The sequence below is a fragment of the Bradyrhizobium sp. Bra78 genome (assembly GCF_024519855.1).
Lineage (GTDB): Bacteria > Pseudomonadota > Alphaproteobacteria > Rhizobiales > Xanthobacteraceae > Bradyrhizobium > Bradyrhizobium japonicum_G.
This window is the reverse complement of record NZ_JALJRE010000004.1, coordinates 160,322-179,177: the sequence shown is the minus strand read 5'-3', so window position 1 is coordinate 179,177 and position 18,856 is coordinate 160,322. Positions and strand designations below refer to the sequence as shown.

The following is an 18,856-nucleotide window of genomic DNA, read 5'->3' as shown; positions in this document are numbered from 1 at the left end:
TCGAACGCAAAAATCCCCGCGAGGACAACCCGCGGGGATTTGATTTGCGTCGAAGCCGGGACGCGGCCTGCTACTTCAGGACCATCGCCGTGAACGGATAGATATAGGCCTGCAACGTCACGAGCACACCGACGAGACAGGCCAGCACGATCGAGTGCCAGAACACGAAGCGCAGGATGGTGCCCTCATGGCCGTACCAGTTGGTGGCCGTGGAGGCGACCACGATCGACTGCGCGTCGATCATCTTGCCCATCACGCCGCCGGACGAGTTCGCCGCGGCCATCAGAATCGGCGACAGGCCGAGTTGCTCGGACGTGATTTTCTGAAGGTTGCCGAACAGGATGTTCGACGACGTATCAGACCCCGTCAGCGCCACGCCAAGCCAGCCGAGCAGTGTGCCGAAGAAGGGATAGAGCACGCCGGTTGCGGCGAAGGCGAGGCCGAGTGTGGCGTCGACACCGGAGAGCCGCGTCAGCGTGCCGATCGCGAGCATCGCCGAGATCGTGATCAGCGAGATCGCGCACAGCCGGATGGTGCGGCCGTACTGGGTCACAAGTTGGCTGGGACCGACGCCCATCAGGAAGCCGGAGATGATCGCGGCGATCAGCATGCCCGTGCCGGTGAAGGACAGGTAGGTGAAGCCGAACACCGCGCTCTCTTTCGTCGGCCCTGGCGCGACCGGCGGCATCTTGTTGATCATCTGATGCAGCTCGGGAACGGGGTAGTTCCAGGTGAAGATCGAATTCGCCCAGGTCTTGAAGCCGCCGTTGCCCCAGATCAGCATCACGATACAGACGATGATCCAAGGCAAAAGCGCGCTGAACAGCTCGCTCTGCGTGAGTGGCGTCTTGTCGAGCGGTTTTGCCCCGGCCATGGTGGAGGTCGATTCATCATTGCCGCGCAACGCAGGCGACAGCCAGAGCTGCTTCGGCTGCCAGACCTTCAGGAAAAGGATCAGCGCACCCATCGATATCAGCGACGCGCCGATATCGACGATCCAGGGATTGATGTAGTTCGAGATCACGAATTGCGGGATCGCGAATGATACGCCGGTGACGAGAATCGCCGGCCAGACGTCCTTCATGCCTCTCCAACCGGCAAAAGCCCATATCACCCAGAACGGCACGATCAGCGAGAAGAACGGCAGCTGCCGTCCGACCATCGCGCCGAGGATGTAGGGATCGAACCCGGTAACCGAGGCAAGACCCTGGATCGGCGTGCCCAGCGCGCCATAGGCGACCGGCGCGGTGTTGGCGATCAGCGACAGGCCGCTTGCCGCAAGCGGCGAGAAGCCGAGGCCGATCAGAACGGCGCCCGTGATTGCCACCGGCGTGCCGAAGCCCGATGCACCCTCGAAGAAGGCACCGAAGGAGAATGCGATCAGCAGCAATTGCAGCCGCCGGTCCTCGGTGACGCCGCCGATCGCGCGCTTGAGGAGTTCGAAGCGCCCGGTCGACACGGTCACCTGGTAGAGGAAGATGACGTTGAGAACGATCCAGCCGATCGGGAAGAAGCCGGTGACGATGCCCAGCACCGATGCGCGGATCGACATGTTGGCCGGCATGGTGAAGACGAAGATCGTGATCAGATTGGCCACGATCACGGCGACGACGGCGGCAATATGGGCCTGGACGCGGCCGCTCGCGATCAGCACAAGCAGTGTGACGACAGGGATGGCCGCCGCGATCGTCGACAGCACAGGGCTGTGCAGCGGATCATAGACTTGATTCCACATGGTCTTCCTCCCCACGCATATGTAAGGCAGGCGGCCCGCGTGGACAGCCGATCCTGCTTGACGCTGAAGGATAACCCCCGAGCCGAACGCGAATTCCTCGCGACTGCAGCGGTTCCCGTCCGCTCACAAGCTCGCGAAATCCCGGAGGCCCCCACCCCGCGCCCTCGAAGCCCATGCTAGGGTTGCAAGCTGCGACAAGCCAACGCAAATTGCAGAATTTGCGACTTTAGTCTAAGCGCGCCGATTTCAGCCATTGCCTCAACCATTTGGCTCCGGGCATTTGTGCACATCCCCGCAGGAGATTCAGCTCTGTGAAGAACATCATCGCCACCCTCGCGATCGTCTGGCGAATCGCCGCTCCCTATTTCCGGTCGGAAGACAAATGGGCCGGGCGCGGCCTGCTCGCCGCCGTCATCGCAATGGAGCTGGCGCTGGTCGCGATCGACGTGCTGGTGAACCAGTGGCAGAACCGGTTCTACACTGCGCTCCAGAGCAGCGACTGGGATGCCTTCGTCACACAGATCTGGATCTTCGTCGGCCTCGCCTTCACCTTTATCGCGCTGGCCGTCTACAAGCTCTACCTGAACCAATGGCTTCAGATCCGCTGGAGGCAGTGGCTGACCCGGCACTATCTGGGCGAATGGCTGCAAGACGCTACGCATTACCGCATGCAGCTCAAGGGCGATGCGGCCGACAACCCCGACCAGCGTATCACCGAGGACGTCAAGAACTTCGTCGAGCAGACCCTGACGATCGGGCTCGGCCTGCTCTCGTCGATCGTGACGCTGTTCTCCTTCGTCATCATCCTCTGGGGCCTGTCCAACGCCGCACCGCTGCACCTGTTCGGCCGCGATCTGATGATTCCCGGCTATCTGTGCTGGGGCGCGCTTATCTACGCAATCTTCGGCACCGCGCTGACGCACTGGATCGGCGCCCCGCTGGTCAACCTCAACTTCGAGCAGCAGCGCTATGAGGCCGACTTCCGCTTCAACCTCGTTCGCGTGCGCGAGAACTCCGAGCAGATCGCGTTGCTCAAGGGCGAAGGCGCCGAACGCTCGCGCCTGCTCGATCGCTTCGGCTTCGTGATCGGCAATTGGTACGCCATCATGAGCCGGACCAAGCGCCTCACAGCGTTCACGGCGAGCTATCAACAGGCCGCCGTGATCTTCCCCTACGTGCTGGTCGCGCCGGCGTTCTTCGCCAAGAAAATCCAGCTCGGCGACATGATGCAGACCGCATCCGCCTTCTCCAGCGTGCAGGGCGCGCTCTCGTTTTTCGTCACGGCCTACCGGTCGCTGGCGGAATGGCGCTCGATCGTCGCGCGTCTCGACGGCTTCGAGATGTCGGTCGATTCGGCCGCGCACCTGCCGGCGCATGAGCCGGCCATCACCCTCGAGGCCGCTGACGGCGGCCGCACTATCGGGCTCGATCAGCTCTGTGTGAACCTGCCCAACGGCACCCCGCTGGTCGCCGCCGACGCATTCACCGTCCAGGCCCCGGAGCGGGTGCTGGTGACCGGGCCGTCGGGCTCCGGCAAGTCGACACTGTTTCGCGCCATCGCCGGCATCTGGCCGTTCGGCACCGGCACCATCGTCATTCCCGAGAAGGCGAAGCTGATGATGCTGCCGCAGCGTCCCTACTTCCCGGTCGGCATATTGCGTGATGCCGTGGTTTATCCCGCCGCTCCTGGCGCATTCGAGGCCGCCAGTATCCGGGATGCGCTGATCGCGGTCGGGCTGCCCGACCTTGCCGAACGACTCGAGGAGGACGGTCACTGGAACCGGATGCTGTCGCTCGGCGAGCAGCAGCGCCTCGGGCTCGCCCGCGCGCTGCTGCATGCGCCCGACTATCTGTTCCTGGACGAGGCCACGGCGTCTCTGGACGAGCCCTCCGAGGCCCGGCTGTACCGACTGCTGGCGGAGAAGCTGCCGCAGGCCACCATCGTCTCGATCGGCCACCGCTCGACGCTCGACGCCTTCCACAGCCGCAAGGTAACGATGGTGAAGAGCGGTGCGATCCACATTCTCGGTGACGGGAGCGCGCCGGCCGAGAAGGAGCCGAGCGTGGCGCGCTGAGGCGCGAGCGGCGGCGCGGAGGTCGCGGCCCATCCTTCGAGACGCCCGCCTTCGGCGGGCTCCTCTGGATGAGATCTGTCCTTGCTGCGAAATCCGAGTCCCTCATGGTGAGGAACCCGCCGAAGGCGGGCGTCTCGAACCATGCAGGCCGAGCACCGCTGCACCCCAAAGCAAAAGGGCGGCAGGTTGACCTGCCGCCCTCATCAAATCGCTTCGGAAAGAAGCTTACTTCAGGTTGCTCATCGCCGTCAGGTCGAACGACAGCTTGGCGATACCGGTGGCACCGCACCAGTTGGAGCCGACGCCGGACGGATTGATCGGCGTCAGGTAGGTGCCGGTCGAAGCGGTCAGGTTGCCGCGAGCCGAGAAGTCGCTGGTGAAGGCGTTGCAATCACCCTTGGAAAGGTCGGTGTCGGAGTAGCGCAGGTCCAGCGTGGCAACCTTGTAGGTGAAGCCGATGCCGATGTTCCAGGTGTTGTAGTCGGCGTACTTGATGCCGTTCGGGAACGCCGGGACGCCGTAGAAGCTGTCGGAGGTGCCGAGCCACTGACGGCCGAACTCACCCGACACATACATGCCGACGCCGCTCGCACCGAAGATCGTGGGGGGCGCGATGTACTTGCCGACGACCGAAGCGTAGTTGCCCCAGGCACCCGAGTTCAGATAGCTCGGGGTGTAGTATTCGGTGAAGCCGAACGACCAGTTGTCGTTCACCGTGTAGGTGCCCTTGCCGTAGACTTCGAAGAAGCTCAGGTCCTTCTTGATCACGTTGGTGTTCAGCAAGGCCTTCTCGGCGCAGTCAGCGCCCTGGAAGTTGCCGGCGTTGTCGATGCCGGTGCCGCCGAAGTAGCAGGTGCCGCCCGGATACAGGTAGCCCCAGACACCGATGTCGAACGCGAAAGCGCCGAAGGTCGGGCGGATACCGCCGTAGATGTCGATTTCGCCGGCGGCGCGGTTCGGGAAGGAGATGCTCTCACCGGACACGCCGATGTAGAGCTGGAGGTCCTTGGTGACGTTATAGCGCGGCTCGAAATAGGCCGCGACCGACGGCTTGTGGTTCGACTGGGTGATACCGCGGAAGACGTAGTCGCTCATGATGGCGCCGCCGAAGGCGACATCCCAGGGGTCGAAGGCGGGCGGCGGCGGAGCCTTCATTGCCTTCACAGGCATGTCTGCCGCGAAAGCCGAACCCGTCACCATTGCCAGCGCCGTTGCCAACAAAGCCACTTTTTTCATTTCGATCCCCATCACCAGTTCTTACCCAGTCGGTATCCCGGAAGCCCCCCGGGGCGTACGACCTGTCTGCAAAATTGCGTTACTGCTACAATCTGTATTGAGGGATGCAAACCGTGAAGCAAAAAACACGGGCATCTGCCGACTTTTTAGGCGTTATGGCGATTTCAAGAAAGGTTGTCAGCCTGTGTGGCTTCTCGATCACATTTTCTGCATCCTGAAGGGCACTCGGAGACCGGGTTAGTACGGTGACAGGCGGTACCGTGTTCCGCGCGCCACGAATCAAGGCTGGCGCCGTGGATGACGGCGTAGCCGCCATGCAAAAGGGCCGCAGCGTCGCCGCCGCGGCCCTTGTGCTGTCGATCATGGCCGTTGAATTCGTGCCGGCCTTTGGCCTGGCTTTGAGCCTAACCTTGCCCCTCGGCCGGCGTCGGTTCCGCAGAAGACGAAGGCATCGCCCAGCTCGTCTCGGCGGCAGGCTCGGGAGCCGGAGCTGCCACCGGCGCTGACGGCTTCGGCGCGGAAGCTGCCTTCGCCTTCTTCGCAGCCGCTTTCTTCGCAGCCTTCTTGGCGGCCTTCTTAGGGGCAGCCTTCTTGGCCGACTTCTTGGCGGCCTTCTTCGGCGCGGCCTTCTTCGCGGATTTCTTTGCAGCTTTCTTGGCAGACTTCTTCGCGGACTTCTTGGCTGCCTTCTTCGCGGTCTTCTTCGCCGCTACAACCTTCTTGGCCTTTTTGGCCTTCTTGCTTTTTTTCTTCTTCGCTTTTGCCATCGTGGTCCTCCTGTTGCCGCCGAACCATGGTCGATTGGGCGTCTTTCCGCCGCCATCTCCGGACGAAAGCTCAGCCTTCAAAAGCTCAGCCTTACGCTTTCAATGCCGGTCGCGACCCGCCCGTAGCCCAATCGAGGAGCTCAATCGTGTGTACGACCGGAACTGACGTGCCACTGGCAATCTGCACCATGCATCCGATATTGCCAGCGGCAATCATGTCCGGCTTGACGCTCGCGATGTTGGCGACCTTGCGATCGCGCAACCGGCCCGCAAGCTCGGGCTGGAGAATGTTGTAGGTCCCCGCCGAACCGCAACACAAATGGCTCTCCGGCACATCTTTCACCACGAATCCATTCTTGGAAAGCAATTCTTTCGGAAGGCCCGTGATTTTCTGGCCATGCTGCAACGAACACGCGGAGTGATAGGCGACGACGATGTTGTCTTGTCGTGCGACCGGCTCCAATCCGAGACCGGCGACGTATTCGGTGATGTCCTTGGCAAGCGCAGACACCTTCGCGGCATCGGCCGCGAAGACTTGATCCTCGCGCAGCAGGTAGCCGTAGTCCTTGATCACGGTGCCGCAGCCGGACGCCGTCACCAGGATGGCGTCGAGCCCCTCGCCTGCCGCTTCCTTCCGCCACGCCGTGACATTGGCGCGAGCCCGCGCCAGCGCATCGTGGTCGTTGCCGAGGTGATGGGTCAGCGCGCCGCAGCACTGCTCGTCCCTGACCAGGACGACTTCGATGCCGTGGCGCGTGAGGAGACTGATGGCGGCCTGGTTGATGCGCGGCGCCAGCACCTGCTGGGCGCAGCCCTGGAGCAGCGCGACCCGGCCGCGCTTCTTGCCGAGTGCTGCGAATACACTGCCGGCGGCGGGGCCCGGCGACGGCAGCCGGTCCGGCGCCAGCGCCAGCATCGCCTTGAGACGCTGGATCAGGCCGGGCGTGGCGGAGGGACGGGGCGTCGGCAGGAACAGGGCGAGCGGGCGGGCCAGCCGCGCCAGCCACATGCTGGCCCGGAAACGCCGCGGATCCGGCAGGACGAAGGCCAGCACCCGGCGCAGCAGCCGCTCGGTCAGCGGCCGCTGATAGCGCTGCTCGATCCTGACCCGGGCCTGGTCGACGAGGTGCATGTAGTTCACCCCGGAGGGGCAGGTCGTCATGCAGGCCAGGCACGACAGGCAGCGGTCGACATGCTTGACCACCTCGGCCGTCGGGGCCTGGTCCTTCTCCAGCATCTCCTTGATCAGATAGATGCGGCCGCGCGGGCTATCGAGCTCGTCGCCAAGCAGCACATAGGTCGGACAGGTAGCCGTGCAGAAGCCGCAATGCACGCAGGCGCGCAGGATCTTGTCGGCCTCCGCAATATCGGGATCGGCGAGCTGAGCGAGAGAGAATTCCGTCTTCATGCCGCAGCGCCCCGCGTCAGCCGTCCCCGGTTCAGGATGGTCTTCGGATCGAAACTGGCGCGCACTCGCTCACTCAGCGCGGCAACGCCAGGCGCCTGTGGATGGAACACATCGACACCGCGCCTGACGTCCTCGGCCGCCCGGATCAACGTGGCGTGCCCGCCAGTCGCATTGGCGCGCTCGCGCACGGCGGAGGCGTGCGCGTCGCCATTCGGCGGCAGCGCCGCCCAGATCAGCCCGCCGCCCCAGTCATAGATCACCTCGCCGCCGGTCTCGCGCGCCAGTTGCGTCCCGAGCGCCGCGCCGGACGCCGGCGGACAGACGATCCGCCAGACCGGCCAGGCGCCAAGCGCACCGCTGGCCGCGAACGGCAGAACGTCGCGGACCGTAGCCCAAGCCGCAGCGGACGCGACGTCCTCGACCAGCGTCGCGGTTCCGAACGGGGCCAGCAATTCGCGCAGCGAGCCGGCACGGTGGGCGGCGGAGGCGGCAATGCCTTCGAGCCGCAGCATGGTCAACGCCTCGCCCTGGCCCGCGATATCGCCGAGGCCGTCGGTCCTGGTTCGGAACGCCGATTTCGGCAGGTGCGCGGCACCGGAGACGTCGAAGGGCGAGCCCAGCGCCGCCGTCATTGCCTTGTTGGCGGTGGCATCGTCGAGCCCGTGCAAGAGCAGCGTCCGCTCGGCCTCCGGCTTCGGCATCACCTTGAGCGTGACCTCGGTCATCACCGACAGCGTGCCCCAGGAACCGGCGAGAAGTTTGCACAGGTCGTAGCCGGTGACGTTCTTCACCACCTTGCCACCGGTCTTGAAGCTGTCGCCAAAACCGGACACGGCATGCGCCCCGAGCAGATGGTCGCGTGCCCCGCCCGCCCTGATGCGCCGCGGGCCGGCGAGGCCCGCCGCGATCATGCCGCCGATGGTGCCGAGCGCGGGCGTGCCGAGCAGCGGCGCGGTGTTCATCGGCTCGAAGGCGAATTGCTGGTTCTTGGCATCGATCAGCGACAGCACGTCGGCCAGCGGCGCACCGGCCTGGAGCGTGACGATGAGCTCGTTGGGCTCGTAGGAGGTGACGGCATTCAGTGCGGAGACGTCGAGCACGGCGTTGGTCGCCATGGCGTGGCCGATGCTGCGCTTGCTGCCATGACCGATGATCTCGAGCGGCTGCTCATTGGCAATCGCCGCGCGCACCACCTCTTCGACGTCTTTGGCGTCTCTGACCTTGAGCGTATCCACGACTGAGCGGGTATCCAAGTTTACAGGGGAAATCAAATTTGGCGTATTGCAGCGAAGGTGCAGCGATCGGCGCCTAGAACCGCGGAATATCAGGGAAAGCCAGCTTGCCGGCATGGACGTGCATGCGGCCGAGCTCGGCGCAGCGGTGCAGGGTCGGAAACACTTTTCCGGGATTGAGCAGGCCCTGCGCATCGAAGGCGCATTTCAGCCGCTGCTGCTGGTTGAGGTCGATCTCGGTGAACATCTCCGGCATCAGATCGCGCTTCTCGATGCCGACGCCGTGCTCGCCGGTGAGGACGCCGCCGAACTCGACGCAGGCGCGCAGGATGTCGGCGCCGAACGCTTCCGCGCGCTCGATCTCGCCTTCCTTGTTGGCATCGTAGAGGATCAGGGGATGCAGATTGCCATCGCCAGCGTGGAACACGTTGGCGCAGCCGAGCTGGTATTTTTCCGAGAGCTCGCGGATGCGCGCCAGCGCCTTGGGCAGCGCGCCGCGCGGGATGGTGCCGTCCATGCAGAGATAGTCTGGCGAGATGCGGCCCACGGCCGGGAACGCCGCCTTGCGGCCGGCCCAGAACAGATTGCGCTCGGCCTCCGAGGTCGATATCTGGCAGGTGGTCGAGCCGCAAGCGTTGGCGATTGTCTCGACGCGCGTGATCAGCTCGTCGACCTCGATCTTGGGACCGTCGAGCTCGATGATGAGGAGCGCCTCGACGTCGAGCGGATAGCCGGCATGGACGAACGCCTCGGCGGCGTGGATCGCCGGCTTGTCCATCATCTCCATGCCGCCGGGAATGATGCCGGCGCCGATGATCCGCGCCACGCATTCGCCGGCCGCCTCGACCTCGGCAAAGCCGACCATCAGCGCGCGCGCGGTCTCCGGCTTTTGCAGGATGCGCACCGTGATCTCGGTGATGACGCCGAGCAGGCCTTCGGAGCCGGTGATGACCCCCATCAGGTCGTAGCCGGAATTTTCGCACCCCTTGCCGCCGATGCGCAGGATCTCCCCGCTCATCAGCACGATCTCGCAACCCAGCACGTTGTTGGTGGTCATGCCGTATTTGAGGCAGTGCACGCCACCGGAATTCTCCGCGACATTGCCGCCGATCGAGCAGGCGATCTGCGAGGACGGATCGGGCGCGTAGTAGAAGCCGGCATGCGCAACCGCCTGGCTGATGGCAAGGTTGGTGACACCGGGCTCGGTGACGACGACCCGGTTGTCGAAATCGATCTCGCGGATGCGCTTGAACTTGCCGAGGCCCAACAGCACGCCGTCCTCGAGCGGCAACGCGCCGCCGGACAGCGAGGTGCCGGAGCCACGCGGCACCACCTTGATGCCCTGCCCGGCACAATATTTCAGGACGAGCGAAACCTGCTCGGTCGTGTCCGGCAGCACCACGACCATCGGCGGCTGCCGATAGGCCGTCAGCCCGTCGGATTCGTAGACCCGCATCTCGGAAGCGCTGTCGATCACGCCCTCGCCAGGCACGATTGCGCGCAACGCAGCCACGATCTCGGCGCGGCGCGCGAGCACGGCCTGGTCGCTGGCAGGCATCATGATGGCCATATCACACCCTTCATGGCATATCCTTCCGGCTGACGCCGGACGATCGAATTGTCGCGGCAAATCAACCACGTCCGGGGGTGTTTGGGTAGGCCATCCGAAAGTCGGAGCGGCGATCTTGCGCGAGTTCGCTCTGGGACAAGTAGGAAATCGTGAAACCTGTCATCGTTTGGCGGCTTGTCCAAGCCGGGCGGGCCTGCCAAAACCGGGAGGTCCGACGATTGCCGATCAGGCAAGCGACTGACCATACCTCCCAGGGAAGAGACGAAGAGCACCCGATGACAAAACTGATTTTCGGCGCACTGACGATCCTCACCGCGATTGCCACCGCACCCGCCGCGATGGCGCAGGATGCCGCGGCCGGCAAGACGTCGTTCAACAAATGCCTGGCCTGCCATGCGATCGGCGAAGGCGCCAAGAACAAGGTCGGCCCCGAGCTCAACGGCCTCAACGGCCGCAAGTCGGGCACCGCTCCGGACTACAACTACTCGGACGCGAACAAGAATTCCGGCATCACCTGGGACGAAGCCACGTTCAAGGAATACATAAAGGACCCCAAGGCCAAGATCCCCGGCACCAAGATGGCGTTCGCCGGCATCAAGAACGAGACCGAGATCAACAATCTCTGGACCTATGTGTCTCAGTTCGACAAGGACGGGAAGATCAAGCAGTAAGCGGGTGAACGGCGGCCGCTAATCGGCGGCCGCCTGCGCCGGGGCGATTTTGCCGATCATCGCCTCGATCTCGGTCTTCACGAGATCCGGCACGGCGTTCTGCACCATGTGACCGAGGTCGGGCAGCACGATCAGCTTCGCATTCTGCACCGCCGCGGCAAACGGGCGCGCGTGAATGTCGGTCCTCACGGTCTTGTCGGGCTCGCCGGCGATGATCGTGACCGGCGCCGATATCTCGCCGTAGCGCGCGACTTGCGCGGCGACCGCTTCCTTCAGCGTCACGAGATCATAGGCGTTGGCGATGAACTCGCGCGGGCGCAGCAGCAGCGGCGTCGCGGAATCCTGCACGAATCCGTCGGGCATCATTTGCGGCAGGAAGACGTTGCGCGCGCCGGGCTCGCTCAGGAAATAGCCGAGCGGCAGGGTGATGGTGTAGGCGAGCAGCGGGCCGATCACCGGCGTCGCGATGATCTCGTTGTAGCGGCCGACGCCGCCGCGCCAGGGATGGGTGACGGGCGCGAGCATCACGAGGCCCGCGACGCGGCCGGGATGATCGAGCGCCAGCCGCGCGCCGAGCGCGCCGCTCCAGGAATGCACGACGAAGACGGCGCGGTCGATCCCGAGCTTGCCAAGCGCATCGTCGATCATCCGCGCTTGGACCTGTGGCGTCGAATCCTGCCGCCGCGCCCGCGTGCTCCAGCCGTGGCCGGGACGATCGATCAGGACGACGCGATGGTTCTTGGCGAGGAGGTCGCCGAGCGGGCGGCGCATCGCTTCGAGGTTGGAGCTCGCACCGTGCAGCATCACGATCGGCAGGCCCGAATCGCGCGGGCCGACATCGACGACGTGAAGCGTGGCGCCATCGACCTCGATCATCCGGCCCTGCGGTGGAAAGGCGCGTTGCACGGCGATGATTCCGGCCTGCGTGACCAGCGCCAGCAGAACCAGCGCCGTCACGACTGACATCACGATCATGGAGAGAATCCGGGCGATCCAGGGCACTTGGCAGTTACGCGGCTTGTGGGCGGCAGTTTCGCTCCATGGCACCAAGCGCTCCACCGAAATGCCGGGGCTGTGGATATGTGCATAATTCCAGCAGGAAAAACACAATAAAATCAATGGCGTCCTGAATCGCACGCCAGCCCCGGAACAGCTTCATGAGGTCGTCATCGCGGCTTCCATATAATCGCCACGGTCGGTTCCGCCATCTAGGCGCGGGTGGGCGCCGATCCTGCTTGCAGACCTCAGGGGATGCGGGAAAGGCCGGCAGGATTTGTCCTGATTTGAACCGGAGAATTTCGATGAGCTTCAGATCCAAAGACACTGCAATCGACGAGATCGTCGCAAGCTGCAACGGCGACCTGCGCGGTGCCGTGCGAGCGCTGCTGCTGATCAATGAGCATCTCGAAACCGAGCTTGCCAAGGCTTACGCCGCCGCCGCCGATCGCGGCCTCACCGAGCGCGGCACCAGCGTTCTGCACTAGGTCGCTGTCGACCTAGTTCGTACCGTCCTCGTCCTTTTCGTCGTCGGCGGTGACGGCGGGACAGGCGCGGATCGTCGAACGGGCAAGCCTGGCGTCGGCCTTCGACTTGTAGGGACCGTCTCCGAACCAGATATCGCCGATGATCACGGGATTGCTGGTCACGATGTCGCATTTGCCGGTGGCGCGGTTGCCGACCACCCAGAACAATCCGTCGGCGAAGCTCACCGAGCCCGACGCCAACAGCAAGCTACCTGCGAGAATCAAACGCTTCATGGCTGTTGCTCCTGCCATGCAGGTAGGCCTGCGGCGCTGCCGACAATAGTGCTTTCCGCGCGGCGCGTGTGATCGTGGTTAATCCGCACAGGCCACACTCGCTCAAGAAATGATCGACTTGTAGGCTAGATGTCGCGGCCTTCGACCTTCTCGGTCAGCGCCTTGACCTGGTCGGGGATCTTCTCGAGGTGCGGATTGACGGCGAGCGCCTTGCGATAGGCCTCGAGCGCGCGCTTCTCGTCGCCGACTTCCTGCATGATCATGCCGAGGCCCGCAAGCGCACCGAAATGGCGGGGCTCGCGGATCAGAACCTCGCGGATGTCGGCGAGCGAGCGGCCATAGTCGTTCTGCATGTAATAGAGCGTGGCACGCCGGTTCCAGGCCTCGATGTAGTCGGGCCTCAGCTTGATGACCGAATCCAGCAGCTTGATCGCGATGTCGATCTTCTTGGCGTCGACCGCGGTCCTGGCCCGCGCCATCAGCAACGACGCGGTGTCGCTCGGGGTGTGAATCCAGATCGCCCAGATCCGCGCCTCGACATGCTTGGCGCTGGCCTCGTCGGGCGCGGCTTTCAGCGCGCCGAACAGGAAATCAAGATTCTTGCTGCGGTCGACCTTGGGCAGCTTGGCCGGCGCCTCCGGGAGCTTCTTCTGCTCCTTGCCGGGAGGGGCCGGCAGTACTTTCTGCGCCAGGGCCGGCGTCAGGCCAGCGGCACCCATAACGAGGGCCAGCCACAGGGTGCGCGCGAACAGGAATCTCACTGCCATGGTCAAAGTCTAAACGCGTAAAGCCGCCCTTGCAAAGCAAAGGCGGCGTCAAACTCGCGTGAGACCGTGGTCTTGCGGGGCGCGCGAGCGTCCGGCAGGGCGATATCAGCCCTGGCGAGCCTTGAAGCGGCGCTGCACCTTGTTGATCACATAGACCCGGCCCTTGCGGCGAACCAGGCGGTTGGCGCGATGGCGACCGCGCAGCGATTTCAGCGAGTTACGGACCTTCATGGCGGAATCCTGAACGTTCGAAAGGCCGTGTTCGGCACTACCGTTTCGGCACGCGCGAATGTGGCAAAATGAGATTTTTCCCGCTGGCGGACGACCGCCCGGGACGGGGCGGTTCTTAAGGCATGGCGGGAGGTGATGTCAATGTTGAGTGCCCGGTTCCGAACCGGCAATTTCGCGAAAACAACCCCATGCACAGTAGAAGCGGCCGGATCGGCCCAATCTGGGCCTTCGCGGCCGAGCACGGCAAATGCTTTTGCTGGCTGCGGTTTTACCGCCAGCGACGCCTTGCCAAATTCGTTATATCCTATAATCAATTCGGCAACCCGTCGGGAGGAAACAATGCCGAAGCTGAAGCTGCCCAATATCGACGACGTCGTCGCCATCGACATCCACACCCATGCCGAGGAGCCTTGCGGCACCCATCCCGACGACGGCTATGACGATTTCCAGGCGCAGATGGCCGACTATTTCAAGTCGCCGCACAAGCATCCGCCGACCGTGCCGGAGACCGCCGCCTACTACCGCTCCAAGAACATCGCCGCGGTGATCTTCCCGGTCGACGCCGAGCGCGAGACCGGCTTCCGCCGCTACAACAATTACGAGATGATCGAGGCCGCATCCGATCATCTCGACGTCCTCATCCCGTTTGTCTCGATCGACCCGCACAAGGGCAAGCTCGGCGCCCGCGAGGCGCGCAAGCTGATCGAGGAATACGGCGTGCGCGGCTTCAAATTCCATCCGACCATGCAGGGCTTCTACGCCAACGACCGCATGGCCTATCCGCTCTACGAAGAGATCAACAATGGCGGCGCGATCGCGCTATTCCACACCGGCCAGACCGGCGTCGGCTCCGGCATGCCGGGCGGCATGGGCATGCGGCTGAAATACTCCAACCCGATGTACATGGACGACGTCGCGGCTGATTTCCCCGACCTCAAGATCATCCTCGCCCACCCCTCCTTCCCCTGGCAGGAGGAGGCGCTGTCGGTCGCGACCCACAAGCCGAACGTCTATATCGACCTGTCCGGCTGGTCGCCGAAATATTTCCCGCCGATCCTGGTGCGCTACATCAACTCGATCCTGCAGGACAAGATGCTGTTCGGCTCGGACTGGCCGGTGATCACGCCGGACCGCTGGCTGTCGGATTTCGCCAAGATCGAGATCCGCGACGAGATCCGGCCGAAGGTGCTCAAGGCCAACGCGCGCAAGCTGCTGGGGATCTAACCCGAGTACCGTCTCGCGCGACGGCGAGAGGCGGTAGGCAGCGACGGAGTGGAGCGTCCAGCAGACCATTTTCGCATAGCCAACAGCAGCACTTTTCTGCCATGCTGCGTTCATCGAAGTCGTCGGGCGGGGGCTCATGACGCAATCGGACCTGGAATTTCCGCACGCGCGGAACGCTGCCTTGCCACGCGCCTGCCGCGATGGCGAGGTGGCGCCGCGCAATTTTTCGTCGCGCAAGGCGGCGCTTCGCGATCATGCTGACCGGTTCGCCGTCTCCCGGGCGCGCTGGCGCGAGAAGGCCGCATTTTTTCACGGCGAGGACGAACGCTACTTGCAATTCCTCATTCCGCCGGGAAGCCGCGTCCTCGATATCGGTTGCGGCCTCGGGGACACGCTCGCCGCGTTGAAGCCATCTCATGGAGTCGGCCTCGACTTCAGCGATGCGCAGATCGAACTCGCGCGGCGGCGCCATCCTGATCTTCAGTTCATCCAGGCGGACGCCGAGGACGCGATCACGCTGTCATCCGTCCACGGCCCGTTCGACTTCATTCTCGTCCTCGACACGATCGGCTCCCTCGACGATTGCCAAAGGTTCATCGAACAACTGCACCCGCTGTGCTCGCGCGAGACGCGGCTGGTGATCGGCCATTTTTCTCACCTCTGGTATCCGGTTCTCAAGCTTGCCGAGATCCTGGGCCTTCGCATGCCCCAGCCAGATCAAAACGTGCTTTCGCCCGACGATCTGCGCAACCTCGCAGCCCTGGCCGACTTCGATCCGATCGAATCCGAGCAACGCATCCTGTCTCCCCTGCGCTTGTTCGGGATCGGACGTTTCGCCAACCGGTTCGTCAGCGTCCTGCCCGGCATTCGCGCGCTGTCGCTGCGCCATTATCTCGTGGCGCGCTCGCTGCGCCATGTCGACGATGACGTATCGTCCGTGAGCGTGATCATTCCCGCCAGAAACGAGCGTGGCAATATCGAGCCTGCGGTGCGACGGGTTGCGCAGTTCTGTCCCGACATCGAGATCATTTTCATCGAGGGCCACAGCAAGGACGGCACGTTCGAGGAGATGACACGGGTCCAACAGGCATTCCCCGACAAGGACGTCAAAGTCATGCGGCAGCCGGGCAAGGGAAAGGCCGACGCCGTCTTCACCGCCTTCGATGCCGCGCGAGGCGACGTGCTGATGATTCTGGACGCCGACCTCACCATGCCGCCCGAGCAGCTCTGTAAGTTCTACGAGGCACTGCGATCGGGTAAGGGCGAGTTCATCAACGGTTCGCGTCTGGTCTACCCGATGGACGCCGGGGCCATGCGCTTCCTGAATCTGATCGCCAACAAGGTCTTCTCATATCTGTTCTCGTGGCTGTTGAACCAGCGCTACACGGATACGCTGTGCGGTACCAAGGTCCTGCGCCGAAGCGATTACCATCGTCTCAAGGCGGGAAAGGCCTATTTCGGAGACTTCGATCCGTTTGGTGACTTCGATCTGATCTTCGGTGCCTCGAAACTCAACCTGAAGAGCATTGATATTCCCATTCGCTACGCAGCGCGCAGCTACGGCGAAACGCAGATCTCGCGCTTCAGCCACGGCTGGATGCTGCTGAAGATGGTCGTGTTCGCATTCTTCAAGATCAAGGCCATTTGACGCCAATGGTAGTGATGTCGGCGAGGATGGTTTGAAAGCTGAGTTGGCGCGCCGGTGTCGGCCTGTTGTCAACGCCGTCCATACATGGCGATCCCATTGCGATCCGCTCGACCGCCTGACGCCGTTCGGATGGCGAGGCGGCCTCATCGTGATACTCGGATTAACGCTGCTGTCGTTCCTGCTGTGCGGCTATTTCATCGTGTATTGGCGCAACGCCGACATGGATTTCATGGTGGTCTACAACGCACTTGCACTCAATGACGGGGGCAAGCGCGCATTCTTCGACCACCCTGCCGATCTGACCATCCTGTCGGTCGAGGCATGGTTCCGTCTGCTCCACCAGCTTCGCCTGCTCGAGGCCTGGACGCTTTCCGCCATTCCCCCTGCATCGAACGGACCATCGTTTGATGCGGCGATGACGAGCGCGGTCCGCGCTGCGAGGGTGGCCGCGCTGCTGACCGCAACTGGCCTCCTTTTCCTGTTTGCCGCGCTGGCCCGTCGGATCGGCGGGGACTTGCGGGTCGCGACTTGCGGCGTTTTTGCATTCGCGTTTTCCGGCGGCTTTCAGATGCACCTGCGCATTCTGCGAAGCGAGATGATCGCCGCCGGCTTTTGCATCGCCGCCCTGATGCTGCTCATCGTCGCTGCGCGCCGGGCCACAATCTATCGGCCGCTGCTTGTCGGCCTGGCTGCATGGCTTTGCGTGCTCGGACTTCAGAATAAGGTGCAGGCGATCTTGCTTATCGCCGCTATACCGGTGCTGGTCATTCCGTTCGGGAACAGCGCGAGCGTCAGCGTCGGGTTCTGGCGGTCGGGCTCGGGCGCGACGCTTGCGGCGACGGCAACCGCCGCGCTCGGAATTTGTGCCGCGCTGCTGGCATGGCCTCTGGCCGCCGCCGGACTCGATCCCGTTGCGGCGAGCGCCGCCGGCCTCAAGCCGCTCCTTCTGGGCAGGTTCGGCACCTATCAGATTGGGCTGGCCGGCTGGTTCGTGGGGTGGACGATCGCTTTTGCCGCGATCTGGCGGGTGAGCCTGCTGGAGACCGTTGCGACGATGTGTGCGCTCGTCATCGGCGCATCGCTCGCCACCCTGACGCTCTATATTCAATACGACGTCACCGCTCTCGTCGTCGTGTTCAATCCGATCGAGAAGATGCTGATGTATGTCGACGCGCCGGACGCATCCACGAGCGTGCAAGGCGCAGCCGGCCTTATTCTGACGGGCGTGCTTGGCGTGCTCAAGCGCTATACTTTCGTGCTGTTCACCTCGCCGCGACCCACTGTGTTTCTGACCTGGCTGATCTTTCCCGGCATCATCCTTGCCTGGCGGCAATGCAAGCATCAGGTCGCCGTTCAAGCCGCTTTCATGATGCTCGCTGCGATAGCGATCGACGCAATCGGCGTGCGGCGGGGTTTGAAGCTTGAATATTTCGTGTTCACCGATCCGCTGATCATCCTCGCCGGAATGGTACTCCTCAACGAGTTGGCGGACATGCGCGTGAGCCGCTGGACCTTCCCGATCGGCGCCGCGCTGATCGGGCTCCATGTGGGCATCAGCCAGGCGGAGCCGCTGAAGATGGCGTTGAAGCGAAGCGGACCGGAAAGCATCTGCGAATGGCGACCAACCTACATGCCGGAGCTTTCCCTCCCGTGGTGTGCATTGCGATGAATAATTTGGCTTGTCGTGCCGATCGACACCGATATCGCGGACACCAAAAATGAGGTATAGGCAACGCCGTAGCCAGTTGAGCGCAGGAAACTCGCGTGCCCCTCAAAGCCGTCGTCTTCGACGCCTACGGAACGCTCTACGACATCCAGTCGGTCGCGGAGATCACCGAGGATGCGTTTCCGGGCTACGGCGAGATCATCACGCAGATCTGGCGCATCAAGCAGCTTGAATACACCTGGTTGCGCTCGCTGATGCGGCGCTACCAGGACTTTGCCGCCGTCACCCGCGACTCGCTCGCCTATACGCTGCGCGTGCTGGGCCTTGCTTATGACAGCGAGGCGTTCGAGCGCGTGATCGAGAAATATCTGCATCTCGATCTCTATCCGGAGGCGACGGCCGCGCTCACGGCCCTGAAGCCGCGAAAGCTCGCCATCCTCTCCAACGGCAGTCCGGACATGCTGAATGCGCTCGTGCGCAACACCGGCCTCGACGCCCTGCTCGATGCCACCATCAGCGTCGACGCGAACAGGATCTTCAAGCCGAGTCCGGAAGCTTACGCGCTGATCGGCGAAATGCTCGGCACCGCGCCGGACGAGGTGCTGTTCGTCTCGTCCAATCCCTGGGACGTCGCCGGCGCGAAGGCATTTGGACTGAACGTCGCCTGGATCGAGCGGGTGACGCCCGAGGCGATGGCGCTGGCTTGCGTCGAGAGCGAACTCGTGGCACCGCTGACCATGTTCAAGGCGATCCGCACCCAGATGGACGAGCTTGGACTTGCGCCGGACCACCGCGTCCGCTCGCTCTCCGAGCTGCCCGGGATCATCTCTAGGGATGACCCGGGGATCGCCGCCCGCCCGTGAGTTGTG

18 protein-coding genes are annotated in these 18,856 nt (G+C 63.6%); 7 read left to right on the top strand and 11 right to left on the bottom strand.

Annotated elements, in window-relative coordinates:
- Window positions 1-70: 70 nt before the first annotated feature.
- On the bottom strand, window positions 71-1,735 hold the full coding sequence (locus OC450_RS11430; protein ID WP_262047900.1) for an L-lactate permease: 1,665 nt from the start codon (window positions 1,733-1,735) through the stop codon (window positions 71-73).
- Between the two features lie 311 nt (window positions 1,736-2,046).
- Between OC450_RS11430 and OC450_RS11425 the strand changes: the two genes are divergently transcribed.
- Window positions 2,047-3,810: an ABC transporter ATP-binding protein/permease gene (locus tag OC450_RS11425; RefSeq protein WP_262047899.1), complete on the top strand. Its 1,764-nt coding sequence runs from the start codon at window positions 2,047-2,049 to the stop codon at window positions 3,808-3,810.
- A 225-nt stretch (window positions 3,811-4,035) separates the two neighbouring features.
- Here the strand turns inward: OC450_RS11425 and OC450_RS11420 are convergent, their stop codons facing one another.
- The 5 genes from OC450_RS11420 to OC450_RS11400 all read right to left on the bottom strand — a co-directional run bounded on the left by OC450_RS11420 (window position 4,036) and on the right by OC450_RS11400 (window position 10,023).
- Window positions 4,036-5,046: a TorF family putative porin gene (locus OC450_RS11420; protein ID WP_211381406.1), complete on the bottom strand. Its 1,011-nt coding sequence runs from the start codon at window positions 5,044-5,046 to the stop codon at window positions 4,036-4,038.
- Between the two features lie 404 nt (window positions 5,047-5,450).
- The gene (locus OC450_RS11415) at window positions 5,451-5,813 is read right to left on the bottom strand and encodes a histone (RefSeq protein ID WP_262047898.1); all 363 of its coding nucleotides are present in this window, start codon (window positions 5,811-5,813) and stop codon (window positions 5,451-5,453) included.
- Window positions 5,814-5,904: 91 nt separating this feature from the next.
- Complete coding sequence (glcF, locus tag OC450_RS11410) at window positions 5,905-7,221, bottom strand: glycolate oxidase subunit GlcF (RefSeq protein WP_262047897.1); 1,317 nt, start codon at window positions 7,219-7,221, stop codon at window positions 5,905-5,907.
- Window positions 7,218-8,456 carry an FAD-binding protein gene (locus OC450_RS11405; RefSeq protein WP_262047896.1) on the bottom strand — a complete coding sequence of 413 codons (1,239 nt, stop codon included), beginning with the start codon at window positions 8,454-8,456 and terminating at the stop codon, window positions 7,218-7,220. Before OC450_RS11405 ends, glcF begins: the two co-directional genes overlap by 4 nt.
- A gap of 73 nt (window positions 8,457-8,529) precedes the next feature.
- Window positions 8,530-10,023 (bottom strand): FAD-linked oxidase C-terminal domain-containing protein, encoded by a 1,494-nt coding sequence (locus OC450_RS11400; protein ID WP_211381403.1) that lies wholly within the window; start codon window positions 10,021-10,023, stop codon window positions 8,530-8,532.
- A gap of 275 nt (window positions 10,024-10,298) precedes the next feature.
- Between OC450_RS11400 and cycA the strand changes: the two genes are divergently transcribed.
- Window positions 10,299-10,694 (top strand): cytochrome c-550 CycA, encoded by a 396-nt coding sequence (gene cycA / locus OC450_RS11395; protein WP_094894834.1) that lies wholly within the window; start codon window positions 10,299-10,301, stop codon window positions 10,692-10,694.
- An 18-nt stretch (window positions 10,695-10,712) separates the two neighbouring features.
- Here the strand turns inward: cycA and OC450_RS11390 are convergent, their stop codons facing one another.
- Window positions 10,713-11,669, bottom strand: a complete 957-nt coding sequence (locus tag OC450_RS11390; protein ID WP_262047895.1) for an alpha/beta fold hydrolase — start codon at window positions 11,667-11,669, stop codon at window positions 10,713-10,715.
- A 326-nt stretch (window positions 11,670-11,995) separates the two neighbouring features.
- On the opposite strand from OC450_RS11390, the gene OC450_RS11385 reads away from it, so the two are divergent.
- Entirely contained in the window at window positions 11,996-12,178 is a 183-nt protein-coding gene (locus OC450_RS11385; protein WP_211381401.1) for a hypothetical protein, read from the top strand.
- Between the two features lie 12 nt (window positions 12,179-12,190).
- Here the strand turns inward: OC450_RS11385 and OC450_RS11380 are convergent, their stop codons facing one another.
- The 4 genes from OC450_RS11380 to OC450_RS11365 all read right to left on the bottom strand — a co-directional run bounded on the left by OC450_RS11380 (window position 12,191) and on the right by OC450_RS11365 (window position 13,832).
- Window positions 12,191-12,451 carry a hypothetical protein gene (locus OC450_RS11380; RefSeq protein WP_211381400.1) on the bottom strand — a complete coding sequence of 87 codons (261 nt, stop codon included), beginning with the start codon at window positions 12,449-12,451 and terminating at the stop codon, window positions 12,191-12,193.
- Between the two features lie 125 nt (window positions 12,452-12,576).
- Window positions 12,577-13,218: a tetratricopeptide repeat protein gene (locus OC450_RS11375; protein ID WP_262047894.1), complete on the bottom strand. Its 642-nt coding sequence runs from the start codon at window positions 13,216-13,218 to the stop codon at window positions 12,577-12,579.
- A 105-nt stretch (window positions 13,219-13,323) separates the two neighbouring features.
- Complete coding sequence (gene ykgO, locus OC450_RS11370; RefSeq protein WP_006611362.1) at window positions 13,324-13,449, bottom strand: type B 50S ribosomal protein L36; 126 nt, start codon at window positions 13,447-13,449, stop codon at window positions 13,324-13,326.
- Entirely contained in the window at window positions 13,446-13,832 is a 387-nt protein-coding gene (locus tag OC450_RS11365) for a hypothetical protein (RefSeq protein WP_211381398.1), read from the bottom strand. Before OC450_RS11365 ends, ykgO begins: the two co-directional genes overlap by 4 nt.
- On the opposite strand from OC450_RS11365, the gene OC450_RS11360 reads away from it, so the two are divergent.
- From OC450_RS11360 to OC450_RS11345, 4 genes are all read left to right on the top strand, one after another.
- Window positions 13,789-14,673 carry an amidohydrolase family protein gene (locus OC450_RS11360; RefSeq protein WP_211381397.1) on the top strand — a complete coding sequence of 295 codons (885 nt, stop codon included), beginning with the start codon at window positions 13,789-13,791 and terminating at the stop codon, window positions 14,671-14,673. The genes OC450_RS11365 and OC450_RS11360 overlap by 44 nt on opposite strands.
- Before the next feature lie 136 nt (window positions 14,674-14,809).
- A complete protein-coding gene (locus OC450_RS11355) occupies window positions 14,810-16,321 on the top strand; it encodes a bifunctional class I SAM-dependent methyltransferase/glycosyltransferase family 2 protein (protein WP_211381396.1) in 1,512 nt (503 codons plus the stop codon).
- Window positions 16,322-16,364: 43 nt separating this feature from the next.
- A complete protein-coding gene (locus OC450_RS11350; protein ID WP_410050510.1) occupies window positions 16,365-17,990 on the top strand; it encodes a hypothetical protein in 1,626 nt (541 codons plus the stop codon).
- 95 nt (window positions 17,991-18,085) lie between these two features.
- Window positions 18,086-18,850, top strand: coding sequence for a haloacid dehalogenase type II (locus OC450_RS11345; RefSeq protein WP_211381395.1), 765 nt, complete (start codon window positions 18,086-18,088; stop codon window positions 18,848-18,850).
- Window positions 18,851-18,856: the final 6 nt, after the last annotated feature.

Bases quoted from the DNA above. Each gene is read 5' to 3' on its own strand.
- glcF (WP_262047897.1), bottom strand. From the start codon at position 7,221: ATGAAGACGGAATTCTCTCTCGCTCAGCTCGCCGATCCCGATATTGCG.
- OC450_RS11415 (WP_262047898.1), bottom strand. From the start codon at position 5,813: ATGGCAAAAGCGAAGAAGAAAAAAAGCAAGAAGGCCAAAAAGGCCAAG.
- OC450_RS11360 (WP_211381397.1), top strand. From the start codon at position 13,789: ATGCCGAAGCTGAAGCTGCCCAATATCGACGACGTCGTCGCCATCGAC.
- OC450_RS11390 (WP_262047895.1), bottom strand. From the start codon at position 11,669: ATGATCGTGATGTCAGTCGTGACGGCGCTGGTTCTGCTGGCGCTGGTC.
- OC450_RS11420 (WP_211381406.1), bottom strand. From the start codon at position 5,046: ATGAAAAAAGTGGCTTTGTTGGCAACGGCGCTGGCAATGGTGACGGGT.
- OC450_RS11400 (WP_211381403.1), bottom strand. From the start codon at position 10,023: ATGGCCATCATGATGCCTGCCAGCGACCAGGCCGTGCTCGCGCGCCGC.
- ykgO (WP_006611362.1), bottom strand. From the start codon at position 13,449: ATGAAGGTCCGTAACTCGCTGAAATCGCTGCGCGGTCGCCATCGCGCC.
- OC450_RS11355 (WP_211381396.1), top strand. From the start codon at position 14,810: ATGACGCAATCGGACCTGGAATTTCCGCACGCGCGGAACGCTGCCTTG.
- OC450_RS11385 (WP_211381401.1), top strand. From the start codon at position 11,996: ATGAGCTTCAGATCCAAAGACACTGCAATCGACGAGATCGTCGCAAGC.
- OC450_RS11375 (WP_262047894.1), bottom strand. From the start codon at position 13,218: ATGGCAGTGAGATTCCTGTTCGCGCGCACCCTGTGGCTGGCCCTCGTT.
- OC450_RS11365 (WP_211381398.1), bottom strand. From the start codon at position 13,832: ATGGCGACGACGTCGTCGATATTGGGCAGCTTCAGCTTCGGCATTGTT.
- cycA (WP_094894834.1), top strand. From the start codon at position 10,299: ATGACAAAACTGATTTTCGGCGCACTGACGATCCTCACCGCGATTGCC.
- OC450_RS11380 (WP_211381400.1), bottom strand. From the start codon at position 12,451: ATGAAGCGTTTGATTCTCGCAGGTAGCTTGCTGTTGGCGTCGGGCTCG.
- OC450_RS11430 (WP_262047900.1), bottom strand. From the start codon at position 1,735: ATGTGGAATCAAGTCTATGATCCGCTGCACAGCCCTGTGCTGTCGACG.